This is a genomic window from Providencia sp. PROV076 (genome assembly GCF_028483405.1).
Classification (GTDB): domain Bacteria; phylum Pseudomonadota; class Gammaproteobacteria; order Enterobacterales; family Enterobacteriaceae; genus Providencia; species Providencia huaxiensis.
Window position 1 is genome coordinate 128,197 of sequence record NZ_JAMPRR010000006.1, and the last position, 16,814, is coordinate 145,010.

The window sequence follows — 16,814 nt, forward strand, 5'->3', positions numbered from 1 at the left end:
CATTACGGATGGTAAATAAAATTACCATCCGTAATTTAATAGACTATCTTTTACGCGTAAATAATGAAACCACCACTGCAACAATAATATTCAGAATAAATGCCGCAATACCGATATTCATGAAACTTAAACTTTCCCCTAACCAAGGGAACAATTGTGCTAACGAAATTTTCTCGATATAGGTTACCGCAAGGAATAAAACTCCCGTAGAAATCCCACAAATAGCACCTGCTGGTGTCATTGGGTTTTGTTGTTTAAAGCTCATCAATAAAGCAGGGAAAAACTGTGCAACAATATTCACGCCGAGTAACATAATCGCTACGAGAGTATCGTTACTGTGGAAAATAAAATACAAGCTGACTAACGCAACAACAGGCACCATAAAGCGTGCATAAACACCTGACTGGCGTTTTTCTTCACTCACACCCATCGCTTTTTGCACAACGCCTGCTAGCATATTGGAGGTGGTTAACAACAACATCGATCCTGGAACTAATGCCGTTAGCATACCCGCAGCGCCAATAAAACCGACAACAATAGGTGAGAAGGTGCTTTTAGATATCTCAAACAGCGATAAATCCACCGCGGCCCCTTCAAGATGCGGAATTTGCAATATAGACGCATAGCCGACAAAAAAAGCAAATAGCATAATCAAGCTGTAAGCTGGGATCAGAATACTATTACGTTTCAGAGATTTCTCATCTTTTGCGGTAAACACTGCGGCCATATAGTGTGGCCAACAGAAATAGGCAACCACAGATAAGAATATAGTCGAAATATACCAAGGAATATTAAGCCCTGTTTCGGAGAAGGTTAAAAAGCTTGGCATTGCCGTATCTATCGCTTTAAACATCTCCCCAAAGCTACCGTAATAATGAAGTGGGATATAAATACCGATAAACACCACCACAATTAAAATCATTAGATCTTTCAGAGCTGATGTCCAAGCTGAGCCATGAATACCTGAAATCATCACAAACAACGTCACTGCGATAATTCCAATCCAAATGGCAATATCAGCTGGAATTGCACCATAAGACGCTTGAGAAACAATAATGCCTAATCCTTTGAGCTGCAAAACAAATAAAGGCACCATCGCAGCAATAGAAATTAAGCTAATTAATAACCCTAACCCCGGGCTTTGATATTTCTTGGTAAATAACTCAGAAATCGTTCTGACATCATTATCTTTTGCGAAGCGCCATACTCTTGGGTGTACCCAATATAAAAAGATCCCCATAAACGCATTGACTGCTAAGGTATATAGGATTGCAGGGCCTTTTCCGTAAGCCCAGCCGCTCCCACCGAGGAAGGTAAATGTGGTATATATTTCCCCTGCACTTAATAAGAAAACCAGCAGTGCGCCGTAACTACGCCCACCGACAGACCATCCTTCGTGATCCATCGTTTTTCCTTTTTTAGCGCGGATAGCTAAATAAATACTAAAAAAGAAAAATGCAGTGATGATAATTAATGAGGAACTCATGATGTTTCCTTAGTATTTTTATTATCTAATACATTGATTAGTAACATCACTAAAGCTGTAATAATCACCCATGCCACAATCCAAAACATTAAAAATGGCAAGCCCATCACAAAAGGCTCTACTTGGTTAACGAAATAAATGCCCACGGTTAATGCTAGGATTGGGAAAATAACTAAATAATGATACCACTTCATAGAAAATTCCTTATTCCATTACCCTAAAGAGACCAATTCACGGGGCAGATGACTTAGCATTTCAACACCATCTTCAGTGATGAGTAGCATATCTTCAATCATAATGCCGCCCACACCAATCCCGTAATATGGCGTTTCTAAACTCATGACCATCCCAGCTCGAAAGACTTCTGTCGTCGCAGCACTCACAAAAGGGGCTTCTTCTAACCCGACAAACACGCCATCCCCATGGCCTAAGTGCCCACGGTTATAATAAGGCAATCCCGAGGAACGGATCAGTGCCATTGTTTCATTAAAAACATCACTCAATGCGACACCGGGTGCAACTCGGCTTAACATATATTGATGACCTTTTAAGATGGTTTGATAAATAGCAGCGACTTTTTCATTCGGTTTACCAACCACAAATGTGCGTGCAATATCAGCGCCATAGCCTGCTACATCAACACCACAGTCAAATTTAATTAAATCACCTTCTTTTGCTGGCTGGTCATCTGGGATCATTTTGGGTGAAAAATCACTGCCAACTGAAATTAAATTGAAGCGGCTATAGTTCGTTTCAGGGAATTCCATCACTTTCGCTTTAAAAGCTGCGGTTAATTCTGCTGAAGTACAGCCAACTCTAATTAATTTACTCGCAGCAGCAATACCAGCTTCTGTAATTTGTGCAGACTTTCTGAGGTGAGCGATTTCCCACTCACTTTTAATCATGCGTAATTCATTAAATAACGGTGAAGAGTCAACCAAATTTAGCCCAGGGATAACCTTATCCAGCCATACTTTTCCAGTATGTGTAATTTGGTTTAATTCAATCGCAACCGGTTTTCCATAAACGCCTGCATCTGACAACGCCTCTTTAAGTATATTAAAAATCGTTTCTATTGGGCTATTAATTGGCCTTGCCTTCATTACTTTGCCATTTTCAGGATTGTAAGGGTCGTCTACATCCACCCAAATTGGAAATGTTTTAATCTTTGCATTAGGCATTTGAAGTGACAAATTTGCCGCTTCAAATTCATTCATAATAACCAATGATTCAATAGACGGATCACGAAAAATAACCGCGATCGCAGAGCCTGTTTGCCTGAAAGTATACATAAAGAAGCTCGCAAAACCGGTTAAGTGATAGAAATTATCACCCACTGTTGCGATTAATGCTTCAATCCCTTCACGCTCCATAATCTCACGAGCTTTGTGGGTTACGTTCTCAAGGTGTTGTTGTTTCAAAAAAGTATTCTGTTTATTCATTATCATTTTTATTCTCTCGAAGCGTCATATCTACATCACGCAGTGCATCATATCGCAAACGATAAATGTTAAGATCTGCCACATTATATCTAGTGTGGAAATGAATACATCGTTTAACATACAAGTTTTTTATAACTAATAGTTATATATTAGCCAGAAATTAACTTTGCTAGAGATTTGATTTTAGGGAAAATAAAGAAAAGGACTAAATAAATTAGCCCTTTAATCATTTAAGTCTGAGTAGTTATAAGTTTTCAGCACAAGTGATGGTTTTTTCTAACTCATTATTACGCGTTAACCATAAAGAAAGCGCTTTGAGTGAATCTGGCGTAAATTCGTCACAGCGTGCACTGATCTCTTTCGGGGTCAACCAACTGACCTCAGCCACTTCAGACTCTTGTAAAGCGAATGGGCCATGGCTTACACAACTAAACAACCCGCCCCATACACGACAATGCGCATCTTCAAAATAAAAATGGCCATGTTCAGCAAAAGGAACACCTGCAATACCCAGCTCTTCTTCCGCTTCGCGCTTTGCAGAACCAAGGATGTTTTCACCTTTTGTAACGACTCCTCCTGCTGTTGCATCAAGGAAGCCGGGGTGAAAATCTTTAATGTCTGTGCGTCGTTGAACCAGTATTTTTCCCATTCCATCATGGACAACGATGTAAGTTGCACGATGGCGTAGGTTTTCTGCTCGCATTTGGCTACGTGTTGCCTGAGCAATCACCGTATTGTCTTCATCAACAATATCGACCCACTCAACGACTTCGGTTGGTTGTTCCATCCTGTAAACCTTTTATTTTTAAGCTAAAACTGCTTATATCATTAGACTGATTATTATTGTGTGCCAAACAATACTAATCTGCATTGATCCACAACTATAGAAACGATCCTAGCTGAATTTGTGATGGGTTGCCATCATAAAAAAACACTTCTTTATTACAATGATAATGAAATCCTGTTTCTTTAAGGTAGCCCAAGCAAATCATACAAATTGTGTTCACAAATGCTATAGTTAAATCATAACGCTGTAGTTTGTGACACTAATGAAAAGTTAATACGCAAAGTTGGTGTATTGTGACTAAGGTGACAGAACGTAGGCAACAACGCTGCGGTTTGAGTATATTGACAGGGGGTATCCCCTAAATAGTTCAAATTGCAGCTAGGCGCTAAGAGATGGCATCCTTAGGAGCATACACAAGTATGTGACTAAGGTGACAGAACGTAGGCAACAACGCTGCGGTTTGAAATATGACGGGGATGGCGATGAAGATACTCATAACAGGCGGCACCGGGCTAATCGGAACACCACTTATCCAAAAACTGATCTCTCTAGAGCATCAGGTTACTGTATTAAGCCGCTCTCCACAAAAAGTTTATAGCCATTTTTGCAAGGCTGTTGAGTGCTGGACGACGCTCAATGATCAAACTCACTTAAATGACTTTGATGCTGTCATTAACCTTGCTGGCGAACCCATCGCGGACAAGCGCTGGACAGAGGAACAAAAAAAATTATTGTGTGACAGCCGCTGGAAATTAACTCAACAGCTTAGTGAATTAATTACGGCCAGCGAAACACCACCTCGCGTATTTTTATCGGGTTCAGCCGTTGGTTATTATGGTAACCAAGGCCAATCAGTCGTCACAGAAGACGAACAGCCCCACGATGAATTTACTCACCAACTCACACAGCATTGGGAAGCTTTAGCCGCTAATGCACAATCAGAAAAAACGCGTGTTTGTTTATTACGCACCGGCTTAGTGTTATCAGCGAATGGCGGTTTACTTGCCAAAATTCTCCCCATTTTTAAAATGGGTGCGGGAGGTCCAATTGGTGACGGGAAACAATACATGCCATGGATACATATCAATGATATGGTTCGTGCGATTTGTTTTCTATTAGATACCCCAACGCTCTCTGGCCCCTTTAATATGACCTCACCTTATCCAGTTCATAATGACTTATTTTCTGCCACATTAGGTGATGTTCTCAATCGCCCTTCATTTGTGCGAACACCCGCTTTTGTGATTAAGACCATTATGGGTGAATCTGCAGCGCTGGTCTTGGGTGGCCAACAGGCGATCCCCAAACGATTAGAAGAGGCTGGCTTTCAATTTGAACATATCGAATTAAAAGAAGCGCTTACTGACTTGCTTATTCCACATGCTGATCAGTAAATATTATTTCGCCCCCTGCCAGCGGTGAAATAGGTCTTGTTCTAGTTCGATATCAAACTGATCAAGAATGCGGTTAACTGTTTGGTCAATAATATCTTGGATTGTTTCAGGTTGGTGATAAAACGCAGGCATTGGGGGCATGATCACGGCTCCCATTTCTGCTGCTTGAACCATTAATTTCAAATGCCCAACATGCAATGGCGTTTCACGGACACCTAAAAGTAATTTTTTACCTTCTTTCAGTACCACGTCCGCCGCTCTAGTGACCAACGTATCTGTATAACTATGAACAATACCTGATAACGTCTTCATGGTACAAGGCATGATCACCATGCCAGCAGTACGGAACGACCCCGAAGAGATCGCAGCTGCGATATCGCGGCTATCATAGTTATGGTCAGCGAGCTGTTGAACCTCTTTGACACTGTAATCTGTTTCTAATGCTAATGTTTGGCGGGCAGCCGCACTCATCACCAAATGGGTTTCTACCTCTTTGACAGGTTTCAACACTTCAAGCAAGCGGACACCATAAATAGCCCCACTTGCCCCGGTTAACCCAATGATCAGTTTTTTCATTTCGCTGCCCTATTCACGATAACTCACCGTATTATATACAAATCTCACTAGAATGGCAGATATCAACGACGCTGTAGCTCTAGCTATGACGAATTTTTTGGCTATCAGCCGCAATCCCAATTATACACGACTCGACTAAAATCACGTTTTTTCAAATCATCAGGGTGAATGAAGAAATTACCCACACCGATATCCCCCCAAAGGATCCCAATTTCATAATCACTATTGATTTGCAGAAGTAATTCATATTGTTGAATTTTTTCTTCATATTCCCTTGGGTCACTTTGGGTAAAAAATGGATAACCCCCAATGCAGTGAGCGCCTGACTCGAATGCATCACTATAAGGTTCAACCCATTCGTCGTAAAAGTCTTCACCTTCAAATTGGTCTTCATAATCGTAGAGGTTGTCGACCCCTAAAATTTTCTGACCAAATTGGAAATCATCGATACTGATGTACTGCTCCGCGAGCGCATATTCAATACGGCATTGGCAGTCTATCGGTGTATAATAATCATTGCTGTGTGCCGCAATAACCTCAGAGAAATCTTGGGTTAATTGCTCTTGGTCTTCAATAATATCTTCCCAATAGATAACCCTGAAATCTTCTTGGTTTTGTCTGTCATTGAAATCGGCACCATATAAATCATCACCGCCAATAAAAAATTGCAAAATACCCTTTTCTGGATAATTTTCGAGTTTAGGCATTTGTGCAAAATTAATTTGTGCCAACAACTTTAAAGGAGTTCCTTCACTATTCGTCGGGTATTTTTCATTCAGTGGCAAATATGGCATACCACCGACTCGACTCTCCCATAACACAGTGTTTTCAATTGGGGTTAAGGCCATTGTAACAAGCGGCTTTTTAGTGGCTTTGATTTTATCTGCGAAAGGTTTAATTACATCAGGAAGGGAATTGAAGTCGACCATATAGCATTCCAAATAGACAGTTAATGTCCCTCTAGACTACTTGATTTTTACGTATTTAAAATCAGATATAACTGTAACTTATCCTTTCATTTCAAATCATAGTTATAGTTATAGTTATAGTTATAAAACTATAACTAATTTTCTAAATAGTTTCGGTTACAGCTAGGCGGCGAATGAAGCTATCCCAAGGAGCATACAAAAGTATGTGACTTGGGTAGCTGAATGAAGCCAACAACGCTGTAGCCTACACTATGACGAAAATTTAGCCTTCGTTGTAAATTTCCAGATCCTCAACCTCACTCTGATCCTTCAACTTTAACTCATCGTCTTTCCGTAAGTTTTCTAAGTAGTCTAAATAACTTTGGTCGATATCCTTTGTCACATAAATACCATCAAATACCGAGCATTCAAACTCCGTGATTTCCGGGTTTTCTTCTTTAACAGCATCCACCAAATCACTTAAATCTTGGAATATCAGGCCATCTGCACCGATAAGCTTACGAATTTCATCCACTTCACGACCGTGTGCAATCAATTCATTTGCATTTGGCATATCAATACCATACACGTTCGGGAAACGCACTTCGGGTGCCGCTGAGGCAAAATAAACATTTTTTGCTCCAGCTTCGCGTGCTAGCTCAACAATTTGCTCAGATGTTGTTCCGCGCACAATTGAGTCATCGATGAGTAAGACGTTTTTATCACGAAACTCCGCACGGTTCGCATTAAGTTTACGACGCACGGATTTACGACGTTCTTGCTGACCCGGCATGATAAATGTACGGCCTACATAGCGATTTTTCACGAAACCTTGGCGATAGGGTTTATCAAGAATATGTGCAATTTCTAGCGCAATATCACACGATGTTTCTGGGATAGGGATCACCACATCGATATTTAAATCTTCCCATTCACGGGCAATTTTGGCGCCCAGTTTTTGTCCCATACGTAATCTTGCGTTATATACCGACACTTTATCAATAAAAGAGTCTTGGCGAGCAAAATAGACATATTCAAAGATACATGGGGTTAATTGTGGGTTATCAGAGCATTGGCGTGTAAATAATTGCCCTCTTTCTGTCACATATACCGCTTCACCCGGAGCGACATCGCGTAAAAATTCGAAGCCTAAAGTATCAAGCGCGACACTCTCTGAAGCGACCATATATTCATGCTCACCGCTTTCAGTAATGCGGCGCCCTAATACTAACGGACGGATACCATGAGGGTCACGGAAGGCTAACATGCCATGCCCAATAATTAATGCCACGCATGCATATGCACCGCGTATTTTCTTATGCATGGCTGCCACTGCACTGAAAACATTGTCTGGCTCGAGAGGAAAATGGTCAAACCTATCCAGCTCATGCGCTAATACGTTCAGTAGTATTTCAGAATCAGAGGTGGTGTTAACATGGCGGCGAGCAGTTTCAAATAAGCTTCGCGTTAGTTCGTGAGCGTTTGTCAGATTACCATTATGTGCAAGGGTAATACCAAAAGGTGAGTTTACATAGAAAGGCTGTGCTTCTGATGCACTCGAACTGCCTGCTGTAGGATAACGAACATGACCCAACCCCATACAACCTTGTAGTCTGAGCATATGTCGGGTTTCAAAGACGTCTTTTACAAGGCCATTCGCTTTACGTAAACGAATATTATTTTTGCCATCAATTGTGGCAATACCTGCTGCATCTTGCCCACGATGCTGAAGCACCGTGAGAGCATCATAAATTGATTGGTTTACCGGTGTAACACCGGCGATACCGACAATACCGCACATTTAGTCTTTCCTCATCAGCCAGACGGAGAAATGTTCTCCGGTAGGAAACTTGACGCATTTTGCAGGTAGTCAAAAAACCACCTGATTATATGACTGAACTGCGGAATAAGTTCCGAACGCTGCCAGTCCTCACTTTGAGGTAATGGTGTAAATGTATCGAGAAAAAACAGCAATGCCGAAACAATCAGTACACCACGCAACGCGCCGAAGCAGATCCCCAGAACCCGATCTGTGCCTGATAACCCGGTTTTTTGTACCAACGAGCTAATCACATAGTTCACCACCGCGCCAACAATTAATGTGGCAATAAACAGAGCAGCGATAGCAATGCCATTTCTAACCAGCACATCCTCAAAGCGAGTAAAATAGCCCGCTAAATAAGGATAAAACGTACTCGCAACAAAAAAAGCACAGCCCCATGTAACCAATGAGAGCGCCTCTCGTACAAACCCACGGATCAAGCTAACTAGTGCCGAGAAGCCAATAATGGCGATAATTGTGTAATCTATCCAGACCATATTTTATTCCAAAATTCGCACTCACGACATCAGCGAAGTGCATTCTAACAGAAAACGAAAACGTTTGCGTAACCATTTTTCTATCAATTTTAAAAAAATAGCGGCGAAAAGAAAAAATCATAATCGCCGCAGTAAGTTACTAAATCCCCTTACCTTTTAGGGATTATTGAAATTCTATTTTAAGGTTTATAGCTTTGAATTATTCCTTTTGTTCCCGTAATCTTGTTCAATTCAGGTAAAGCTGCTTCTAAGCGCTGCCTTGAGGCCTCTGGCCCTACGTAAATACGTGTGAGTTTATTATTCACCGGTTTTGCAGGAACCGTATACACCTGGTAACCAGATAACCTTAGTTTAGCGACAATCTCCTCAACTTTACTTGCATTGTTCAATGCAATCACTTGCACCACAAATGCTTTGCCCTGTGGCTGAGGTTTTGGCTCGGGCTTAGGTTCAGGCTTCGGTTGTGGCTTCGGTTCAACTTTAGGTTCAGGCTTAGGATCCGGCTTGACTGGTTCAACTACGCTCGGTGCAGGGCTTGTTGTCGATGGCCGTGTTTCAACCTGTTCGTTTTGCTGCTGCGTAATGGCTTCTGACAACATGGCTTCAGAAGCCCCTTCTGAAGAAGCGGTGGTTGTCGTACTCACAATAGGCGCTATTGCCTCAATATCTTCTTCATCACCCGGTTTAGGGATAATAGGAATGGCCGCAAATTCATTTTCATTGTATTTTTTATCGCCATCAAGCAGAGCAGGAAGCACAATGACACCTACTGCTACGAGCACAATGGCGCCAGCAAGTCGATTCTGAAATTTACTAGCCACCGGCACTATCCTTCTTGATTTTCCAATAACATCATGACGTGAGCGACGGTATGAAATGACCCGCACACCACAATCACATCTTGCTCGTTTGCATCGATGCAAGCTTGTTGCCACGCTTTTTCTACACTGCCAAACTGGTTAGCTGCTGGTAAATATTGACTAAGTTGGGCCACATCGGCTCCCCTAAACTCAGTTAATGGCGCAAGGTACCAGTCGGTGACTTGTTGTGATAAGCACTCAAGCGTCCCTTTGATATCTTTATCGCCTAGCATCCCAACCACCGCGCGAATGCGACGGTTTTTAGTTTCCGGTAAGGTGGCTAATTTACTGACTAAGTACCCAGCTGCATGTGGGTTATGAGCGACATCCAATATCATTAACGGTTTTTCACCGATAATTTGGAATCGACCCGGTAATTGAGCCGATTTCAAACCTTGATGAATAGCGGATTCAGTCACTTTCTGGGCAATATCAGTGTCAATTTCCAGTAAGCAACTTACCACACCCAGTGCCGTCGCGGCATTCGCTAAAGGGACATTGGGTAACGGCAAATTATGCCATTCACGCTGTGAACTTTTCCATGACCAACTATTTTCTTGCTCACTGTATTGCCAATCCACACCACGACGAAATAACGGCGTACCTAACTGCCCAGCCACTTGAGCAATTGAAGCTGGCATGTCTGGCTCACCAACGACACCATAGTGATCTTTGCGAAAAATGCCGGCTTTTTCATAACCAATGTGCTCACGGTCTGCTCCTAACCAATCAATATGGTCTAAAGCAATACTGGTGATCGCTGCAATGTCAGCATCAACGATATTTGTCGCATCTAACCGCCCGCCTAAACCGACTTCTAAAATCACAATATCGAGTTTAGCTTGTTTAAATAACTGTAACGCAGCCAAGGTGCCATATTCAAAATAGGTTAGCGAAATATCTGCACGCTGGGCTTCAATTGTGGCAAATGCCTCACAGAAATCAGATTCGGGAAGTTCTTGCCCTTGAATACGAACGCGCTCGGTATAACGGATAAGATGTGGTGAACTGTAAACCCCAACGTTTAGCCCAGAAGCCATAAAAATGGACTCTAGCATATGACAGGTTGTTCCTTTGCCGTTGGTTCCAGTGACAGTGATAACTTTGGGGGCAGGTTGCGTTAGGTTCATTTTCCTAGCAACTTGACCGACTCGCTCCAACCCCATATCAATATTTTGGCTATGTAGGTCGGTGAGATAAGAAAGCCAAGCCTCCAAAGGAGACTTGGCGTTAGGAATGATTAGATTACTCATCATCTTTTTTATGCTTTTCAGAATCCTTTTTTGGCTCTTGGGCATCAAGTTCATCAACGGCGTTAATGTCGATTTCAACCGTTTCCGCTACGATGATAGGTGTCTCATTAAAGCTTGGTTTATTGGTTAACATTGCCAATATTTCAGCTAAACGGTCACGCATCTCAGGGCGGCGAACTATCATATCAATCGCGCCTTTCTCAAGTAAGAATTCACTGCGTTGGAAGCCTTGTGGTAATTTTTCGCGAACCGTCTGTTCGATAACACGCGGCCCCGCAAAACCGATTAATGCTTTCGGCTCAGCCACGTTAATATCACCTAACATAGCTAAACTTGCAGATACCCCACCCATGGTTGGGTCGGTCAATACTGAAATATAAGGTAAACCACGTTCTTGCATTTTTGCTAATGCGGCACTGGTTTTTGCCATCTGCATCAATGATAACAGTGCTTCTTGCATACGCGCACCGCCACTTGAAGAGAAACAAACCAATGGGCAGTTATCTTCCAGAGCTTGTTCAACCGCACGCACAAAACGCGCACCGACAACAGAGGCCATTGAACCGCCCATAAAGGCGAATTCAAACGCTGCAGCCACAACAGGCATGCCTTTCAATGTGCCTTTTAGCACGATGATCGCATCTTTTTCACCTGTTTCTTTTTGCGCAGCAGCAATACGGTCTTTATATTTTTTTGAATCTTTGAACTTAAGGATATCTTTTGGCTCAAGTTCGCTACCTAATTCCGTTGTTGAGTTTTCATCAAGGAAGGTTTCTAAACGCTGACGTGCGTGAATTCGCATATGGTGGTCACATTTTGGACACACGGATAAATTACGCTCTAATTCAGCACCATATAATACTTGCCCACAGCTATCGCATTTAGTCCAAACCCCTTCTGGGATATTGGCTTTATGTGATTGGGTCAAGTTACCTTTCTTTAAAATTTTTTCAATCCAGCTCATTAATGGACCTTTTTGTCTGATTCACTCTGGTTATCACCAGTATGTAATTTTTTGCCATTAAACCACAATGATATCTCACTGTAGATAAAAACTTGTTAAACCACCTTGCTAAACGGCTTAGTGGTTATCGATTTTTTGCGCTGCCGCACGCTTTTCTTTTGCAGCGTTCCGGCGATGACGAATAATTTCAACCACACCCGGCAAAATTGAAACAAAGATAATCGCGACTATCAGTAATTTCAAATTCTTTTGTACGAACGGTAATTCACCAAAGAAATAACCTGCATAGGTGAATAATAATACCCAAATAAACGCGCCCGTCACATTATAAAACGCAAAGTGACGATAAGACATTTTACCCATTCCTGCAACGAATGGCGCAAAAGTTCTGACTATCGGCACAAAGCGTGCCAGTATAATCGCTTTACCGCCATGTTTTTCATAAAAAGCATGGGTTTTATCTAAATAAACACGACGAAAAATCTTCGAATCTGGATTTTTGAATAGTTTCTCACCAAAAATACGCCCGATTGTGTAGTTCACTGCATCACCAATAATTGCCGCGGTGATCATTAAAGCGACCATTAAATGGACATTCAAGTCATTGCTGTCTAATGACGAAATCGCGCCAGCAACAAATAATAACGAATCTCCAGGTAAAAATGGTGTGACCACTAACCCTGTTTCACAAAATAGGATCAGAAACAGGATACCATAGACCCATGTACCATAATCTCTGACCAGTTCAGCAAGGTGTACATCGATATGTAAAATAAAGTCGATAATAAAAGTGATAAATTCCATATAATCCTCATTAATAATAGCATCCATGCTATTTGCAATAATTATGAGATAGATAAAAATTCGCTTTACATCAGTTCATCTGCCAGAAAAAGAGGCCCCATCACATTCTGAGGTAACTCAAATTTCTCTGGGTAATCGACACTCACTAAATACAACCCTTCCGCTTTGGCGGTTGCAGCTGCCTTCGTGCGATCTTTTAACTCAAGAAGATGTGCCATCCAATCAATATTTTGATTGCCACAGCCAATCTCCAACAGACTTCCGACAATATTTCTTACCATATGGTGAACAAACGCATTGGCTTTGATGTCTACCACCACATAATTACCGTGGCGGCTGACATTCACATGCATCACATTACGCCATGGCGACTTCGACTGACACTGGACTGCTCTGAATGAGGTAAAATCACGCTCACCCAATAGCGCCTGTGCCGCTTCATGCATTCTTTTTTCATCGAGCGGGTAATGAAAATGTGTTACGCCATTCGACAAAATTGCAGGCCGATAACGGTGATTAAAAATCACATAGCGATATCGGCGTGCTGTTGCACTAAAGCGTGCATGAAATTCCTCGGCCACTGGTTTACACCAGCGGACAGCGATATCCGCAGGTAAATGGGTATTCGTCCCCATCGTCCAAGCCGCCTCTTTACGGATGGCCGAAGTTTCAAAATGCACCACTTGCCCTGTGGCATGCACACCCGCATCGGTACGCCCTGCGCAAAACACGCTAATTGGCTCCGCAGCAATTTTTGATAAAGCTTCTTCTAAGCAGCCTTGAACACTTTTAACTTCTTGCTGACGTTGCCAACCAAAATAACGACTGCCGTTGTATTCAATACCTAAGGCGATTCGATACAACTGTGTAGACTCAGACATTAGTAAAACAGCTCCTGAGCCAGTTTTTCTGCTGTTTCTACTGCCATCAATGCCCCACCGAAACGCACGTTATCTGCCACTGACCAAAACTGTAAAATTTCAGGTATGCCATAGTCATTACGTACACAACCAATGCTTAATTGGTCATGACCTGACGCTTCTGTCACCTGTGTGGGATAATCACCCTCTTCTGAGACCTGAATATCCTCAAAACGTTCAAGTTCGTCGTTAGCTTCTTCTGCACTCATTGGACGCAATGTTTCTAAATGAACGACTTGAGCATTACCATAAAAAACAGGGGATTGAATAAAGCTCACCGCCACTGGCAAGCCATCATCTTGCAATACCTTACGCACTTGCTCAACCAAACGACGTTCGTGAACCACACTGCCTTCTATGTCAGCCAATAATGGCAACATATTGAACGCGAGTTGCTTACTAAAACGGCCCTCTTCGGCAGGAATACCATTTAATAAACGCGCACTTTGCCCGGCCAGTTCGTCGACTGCGGCTTTACCATAGCTGGAAACCGACAGCATGTTTGTCAAGGTAATACGGCCTAACCCTGCGGCATCCACCAGCGGTTTAATCGCTGTTAATAATTGACTCACAGAGCTATCTGCCAATGAAATAATATTACGGTTGCGATAATCAGCTAACACTTGCGGATTCACATTTGGAACAATCAATGGCACGTCCGGTTCTTGGGCAAATACACCGCTAGTATCGATGACAATACACCCTTCTTGCGCTGCTAAATCGGCATATTCTCGGCTCACACCTTCATTGGCGGCAAAAAAAGCTATTTGTGCCTGTGACCAATCAAAATCGGCCACATTTTCAACTTGAATACTTTTACCATTAAAGCGTACGCTCTCCCCTGCACTACGCTCGCTGGCAAGTAAATACAATTCGCCGACTGGGAATTCTCTTTCTTGTAACAGTGAAATAATAGCTTCACCTACAGCACCGGTTGCGCCTAATACTGCAATATTCCAACCTTCAGTCATGGCTATTCCTCTAAAAAATAAAAAAAATCAAACAACCCCCAATAATTAGGGGCTATTTAATTAGATGTTCATTTTAACTACATTTATTATGCGTGGGTTAAACGTGCCTTAAAACCCAGCGCATTCAGTTTCGATGCCGTTTGTTCATTATCACAAATAATTTCAAGGGATGACCATTCACGGCGTTCTTGGTAATTTTTGCGCAGTTTATCAAATTCGCCTTTTACCCCTGCAACCGCTCTTAACGCTGCGTCATCTCGGCGCACATCATACACGAGATGCACTAACCTTTTGAGCTGGTTTTGCGTTAATTTACCATTGAAAGTCAATTGATTGATATCTGGCTTAGGCAGTAAGGATGAAAGGCAAACTTGTGACGATTTGCCGAGAAACTGACAGTAAGCTTCATAAACTTGCGTGGTTCCTCGCGCTTTGCCTTCTAGCGTATAACCTGCAATATGCGGCGTGCCGATATCCACTAATGCTAAAAGTGCGGTGTCTAAATCAGGCTCTGGCTCCCACACATCTAAGATAACACTGAGTTTTTTCCCGCGGTTAAGTACAGATAATAGTGCTTTATTATCAACTACCTCACCCCGGCTTGCGTTAATCAAAATGGTGCCAGCCTGTAATTTTGCTAAACGCGCTTCATCCATTAAATGGAAAGTTTGATATTCCCCTGACATATTCAGCGGAGTATGGAAAGTAATGACGTCAGCGCGCTCGAGGACATCTTCAAAAGAAACAAATGGCTCGTCGTCCCCCTTAGCTGCTCGCGGTGGATCACAGAGTAATGTTTTGACGCCCCAAGCCGATAACCTAGCGGCTAAGCGCCCTCCGACATTGCCAACACCAATAATTCCTACTGTTTTATCACGCAAATCAAAGTTATCGCGTTCCGCTAGCAATAATAGTGAGGAAATAACATATTCAACAACCGCTATCGCATTACAACCCGGCGCTGATGAAAAACCGATATTTGCCGTTGATAACCACTCGGTATCAATATGATCAAAACCAGCAGTCGCGGTTCCAACAAATTTAACCGGGGTATTATTGAGTAGTGATTCATTAACCTTAGTGATAGAACGCACCATTAGTGCATCTGCATCAATTAATTCTTGTTCTGGTATAGGGCGTCCTGGTACCGCTTTTACCTCACCAAGCTCACTAAATAAAGTTTGAGCATAGGGCATATTCTCATCGACTAAAATTTTCACGCTGTTGTCCTAATCAATCACTTTTTTGTTTTGTGTCGTTATTTATATAGATAAGTGGAATAATATTTTGCCACGGTTTAAGCCAGATGCCTATTAGAGGTTGCCTTCTACGGCAAATTCTTTCACTCGAAAACGGTCTGGTGTCACGCCAGATATTTGCTGGAACATTGCAATAAAAGCGGATGCGGAGCTATATCCCACATCCAGTGCGACTTCATGTACACTCTTCCCTTTTTCTAGCCCTGCAACCGCATGTAGATATCGCAAGCGTTGGCGCCATTCACTAAATGACATGCCTAGCTCCTGCTGGCAACGTCTTGATAACGTGCGTTCCGATGTGTAATAGCGTTTTGCCCATTGTGCTAATGTCGTGTTATCGGCTGGGTCGCTTTGTAACTCTAATAAAATGGGGGCAAGAAATTTGTCTTTTGAAACAGGCAAATAGGTGTCTTGGCAGGAAGACAATGGAAATTGGTCAATCAACACATGCGCCAAACGCAAGTCTTGCGCGGTTTCAGGTTGAACAATACCGCGTTGATACATATCCGTCATAATTGATTGAAATATAGGGCTAAGCTTAATCACACAAGGCCGCTGGGCGAGCACTTGGTTGTATTCATGTGCAAAATCTATGATCCGAAATTTGACACTTTCTTTATTAAAGCTAGCATGGGGGATGTTAGCTGGGATCCAAATGCAAAATTCTGGTGGTGCTAAATAATGTTGACCTGCCACCTCCATTTCCATGATGCCACAAACCACATACAGCATTTGTCCAAAGGGGTGCGAATGGGATTTATACTCAGTGAGAGCTGCCGTTTGCTCGTGCCGAAAAGCCACCAATTCGGGTTCTGCAATATTACATTCACTGATTTGCCAAATGTCTGATTTTAAGTTTTCCATAGTCCTG

General features: G+C 42.4%; 17 protein-coding genes. 1 reads left to right on the forward strand and 16 read right to left on the reverse strand.

Going from position 1 to position 16,814, the window contains the following annotated elements; genetic code table 11:
• Positions 1 to 43: 43 nt before the first annotated feature.
• The 4 genes from PSF67_RS05790 to yfcD all read right to left on the reverse strand — a co-directional run bounded on the left by PSF67_RS05790 (position 44) and on the right by yfcD (position 3,715).
• On the reverse strand, positions 44 to 1,486 hold the full coding sequence (locus PSF67_RS05790) for a sodium:solute symporter family protein (protein ID WP_166264561.1): 1,443 nt from the start codon (positions 1,484 to 1,486) through the stop codon (positions 44 to 46).
• Positions 1,483 to 1,680 (reverse strand): DUF3311 domain-containing protein, encoded by a 198-nt coding sequence (locus PSF67_RS05795; RefSeq protein ID WP_102137630.1) that lies wholly within the window; start codon positions 1,678 to 1,680, stop codon positions 1,483 to 1,485. Before PSF67_RS05795 ends, PSF67_RS05790 begins: the two co-directional genes overlap by 4 nt.
• Positions 1,681 to 1,698: 18 nt before the next feature.
• Positions 1,699 to 2,928, reverse strand: coding sequence for a M24 family metallopeptidase (locus PSF67_RS05800; protein WP_181490111.1), 1,230 nt, complete (start codon positions 2,926 to 2,928; stop codon positions 1,699 to 1,701).
• Positions 2,929 to 3,172: 244 nt separating this feature from the next.
• Positions 3,173 to 3,715 carry an NUDIX hydrolase YfcD gene (yfcD, locus tag PSF67_RS05805; protein ID WP_272676622.1) on the reverse strand — a complete coding sequence of 181 codons (543 nt, stop codon included), beginning with the start codon at positions 3,713 to 3,715 and terminating at the stop codon, positions 3,173 to 3,175.
• A gap of 482 nt (positions 3,716 to 4,197) precedes the next feature.
• On the opposite strand from yfcD, the gene PSF67_RS05810 reads away from it, so the two are divergent.
• On the forward strand, positions 4,198 to 5,109 hold the full coding sequence (locus PSF67_RS05810; RefSeq protein WP_102137627.1) for a TIGR01777 family oxidoreductase: 912 nt from the start codon (positions 4,198 to 4,200) through the stop codon (positions 5,107 to 5,109).
• A 3-nt stretch (positions 5,110 to 5,112) separates the two neighbouring features.
• Here the strand turns inward: PSF67_RS05810 and PSF67_RS05815 are convergent, their stop codons facing one another.
• The 12 genes from PSF67_RS05815 to PSF67_RS05870 form a co-directional block, all read right to left on the reverse strand.
• Positions 5,113 to 5,685, reverse strand: coding sequence for a UbiX family flavin prenyltransferase (locus PSF67_RS05815; protein ID WP_102137626.1), 573 nt, complete (start codon positions 5,683 to 5,685; stop codon positions 5,113 to 5,115).
• Positions 5,686 to 5,789: 104 nt separating this feature from the next.
• Entirely contained in the window at positions 5,790 to 6,614 is an 825-nt protein-coding gene (locus PSF67_RS05820) for a YwqG family protein (RefSeq protein ID WP_272676623.1), read from the reverse strand.
• 262 nt (positions 6,615 to 6,876) lie between these two features.
• On the reverse strand, positions 6,877 to 8,394 hold the full coding sequence (gene purF / locus PSF67_RS05825; protein ID WP_102137624.1) for an amidophosphoribosyltransferase: 1,518 nt from the start codon (positions 8,392 to 8,394) through the stop codon (positions 6,877 to 6,879).
• A 14-nt stretch (positions 8,395 to 8,408) separates the two neighbouring features.
• Positions 8,409 to 8,912: a colicin V production protein gene (cvpA, locus tag PSF67_RS05830; protein ID WP_004912301.1), complete on the reverse strand. Its 504-nt coding sequence runs from the start codon at positions 8,910 to 8,912 to the stop codon at positions 8,409 to 8,411.
• Between the two features lie 179 nt (positions 8,913 to 9,091).
• A complete protein-coding gene (gene dedD / locus PSF67_RS05835; RefSeq protein ID WP_102137623.1) occupies positions 9,092 to 9,733 on the reverse strand; it encodes a cell division protein DedD in 642 nt (213 codons plus the stop codon).
• 5 nt (positions 9,734 to 9,738) lie between these two features.
• Positions 9,739 to 11,028, reverse strand: a complete 1,290-nt coding sequence (gene folC / locus PSF67_RS05840; protein ID WP_272676624.1) for a bifunctional tetrahydrofolate synthase/dihydrofolate synthase — start codon at positions 11,026 to 11,028, stop codon at positions 9,739 to 9,741.
• Positions 11,018 to 11,989 (reverse strand): acetyl-CoA carboxylase, carboxyltransferase subunit beta, encoded by a 972-nt coding sequence (gene accD / locus PSF67_RS05845; RefSeq protein ID WP_102137621.1) that lies wholly within the window; start codon positions 11,987 to 11,989, stop codon positions 11,018 to 11,020. The genes folC and accD overlap by 11 nt, the downstream gene beginning before the upstream one ends.
• A 117-nt stretch (positions 11,990 to 12,106) precedes the next feature.
• Entirely contained in the window at positions 12,107 to 12,793 is a 687-nt protein-coding gene (locus PSF67_RS05850; protein ID WP_272676625.1) for a DedA family protein, read from the reverse strand.
• 65 nt (positions 12,794 to 12,858) lie between these two features.
• Entirely contained in the window at positions 12,859 to 13,674 is an 816-nt protein-coding gene (gene truA, locus PSF67_RS05855) for a tRNA pseudouridine(38-40) synthase TruA (RefSeq protein WP_166264557.1), read from the reverse strand.
• Complete coding sequence (locus PSF67_RS05860; protein WP_102137619.1) at positions 13,674 to 14,684, reverse strand: aspartate-semialdehyde dehydrogenase; 1,011 nt, start codon at positions 14,682 to 14,684, stop codon at positions 13,674 to 13,676. Before PSF67_RS05860 ends, truA begins: the two co-directional genes overlap by 1 nt.
• Before the next feature lie 86 nt (positions 14,685 to 14,770).
• On the reverse strand, positions 14,771 to 15,904 hold the full coding sequence (gene pdxB / locus PSF67_RS05865; RefSeq protein WP_102137618.1) for a 4-phosphoerythronate dehydrogenase PdxB: 1,134 nt from the start codon (positions 15,902 to 15,904) through the stop codon (positions 14,771 to 14,773).
• 93 nt (positions 15,905 to 15,997) lie between these two features.
• Positions 15,998 to 16,807, reverse strand: coding sequence for an AraC family transcriptional regulator (locus PSF67_RS05870; protein WP_195697404.1), 810 nt, complete (start codon positions 16,805 to 16,807; stop codon positions 15,998 to 16,000).
• Positions 16,808 to 16,814: the final 7 nt, after the last annotated feature.

Excerpts from the sequence above, each read along its gene's own strand:
- PSF67_RS05790 (WP_166264561.1), bottom strand. The coding sequence starts at position 1,486 with ATGAGTTCCTCATTAATTATCATCACTGCATTTTTCTTTTTTAGTATT.
- PSF67_RS05795 (WP_102137630.1), bottom strand. The coding sequence starts at position 1,680 with ATGAAGTGGTATCATTATTTAGTTATTTTCCCAATCCTAGCATTAACC.
- PSF67_RS05800 (WP_181490111.1), bottom strand. The coding sequence starts at position 2,928 with ATGAATAAACAGAATACTTTTTTGAAACAACAACACCTTGAGAACGTA.
- yfcD (WP_272676622.1), bottom strand. The coding sequence starts at position 3,715 with ATGGAACAACCAACCGAAGTCGTTGAGTGGGTCGATATTGTTGATGAA.
- PSF67_RS05810 (WP_102137627.1), top strand. The coding sequence starts at position 4,198 with ATGAAGATACTCATAACAGGCGGCACCGGGCTAATCGGAACACCACTT.
- PSF67_RS05815 (WP_102137626.1), bottom strand. The coding sequence starts at position 5,685 with ATGAAAAAACTGATCATTGGGTTAACCGGGGCAAGTGGGGCTATTTAT.
- PSF67_RS05820 (WP_272676623.1), bottom strand. The coding sequence starts at position 6,614 with ATGGTCGACTTCAATTCCCTTCCTGATGTAATTAAACCTTTCGCAGAT.
- purF (WP_102137624.1), bottom strand. The coding sequence starts at position 8,394 with ATGTGCGGTATTGTCGGTATCGCCGGTGTTACACCGGTAAACCAATCA.
- cvpA (WP_004912301.1), bottom strand. The coding sequence starts at position 8,912 with ATGGTCTGGATAGATTACACAATTATCGCCATTATTGGCTTCTCGGCA.
- folC (WP_272676624.1), bottom strand. The coding sequence starts at position 11,028 with ATGATGAGTAATCTAATCATTCCTAACGCCAAGTCTCCTTTGGAGGCT.
- accD (WP_102137621.1), bottom strand. The coding sequence starts at position 11,989 with ATGAGCTGGATTGAAAAAATTTTAAAGAAAGGTAACTTGACCCAATCA.
- PSF67_RS05850 (WP_272676625.1), bottom strand. The coding sequence starts at position 12,793 with ATGGAATTTATCACTTTTATTATCGACTTTATTTTACATATCGATGTA.
- truA (WP_166264557.1), bottom strand. The coding sequence starts at position 13,674 with ATGTCTGAGTCTACACAGTTGTATCGAATCGCCTTAGGTATTGAATAC.
- PSF67_RS05860 (WP_102137619.1), bottom strand. The coding sequence starts at position 14,684 with ATGACTGAAGGTTGGAATATTGCAGTATTAGGCGCAACCGGTGCTGTA.
- PSF67_RS05870 (WP_195697404.1), bottom strand. The coding sequence starts at position 16,807 with ATGGAAAACTTAAAATCAGACATTTGGCAAATCAGTGAATGTAATATT.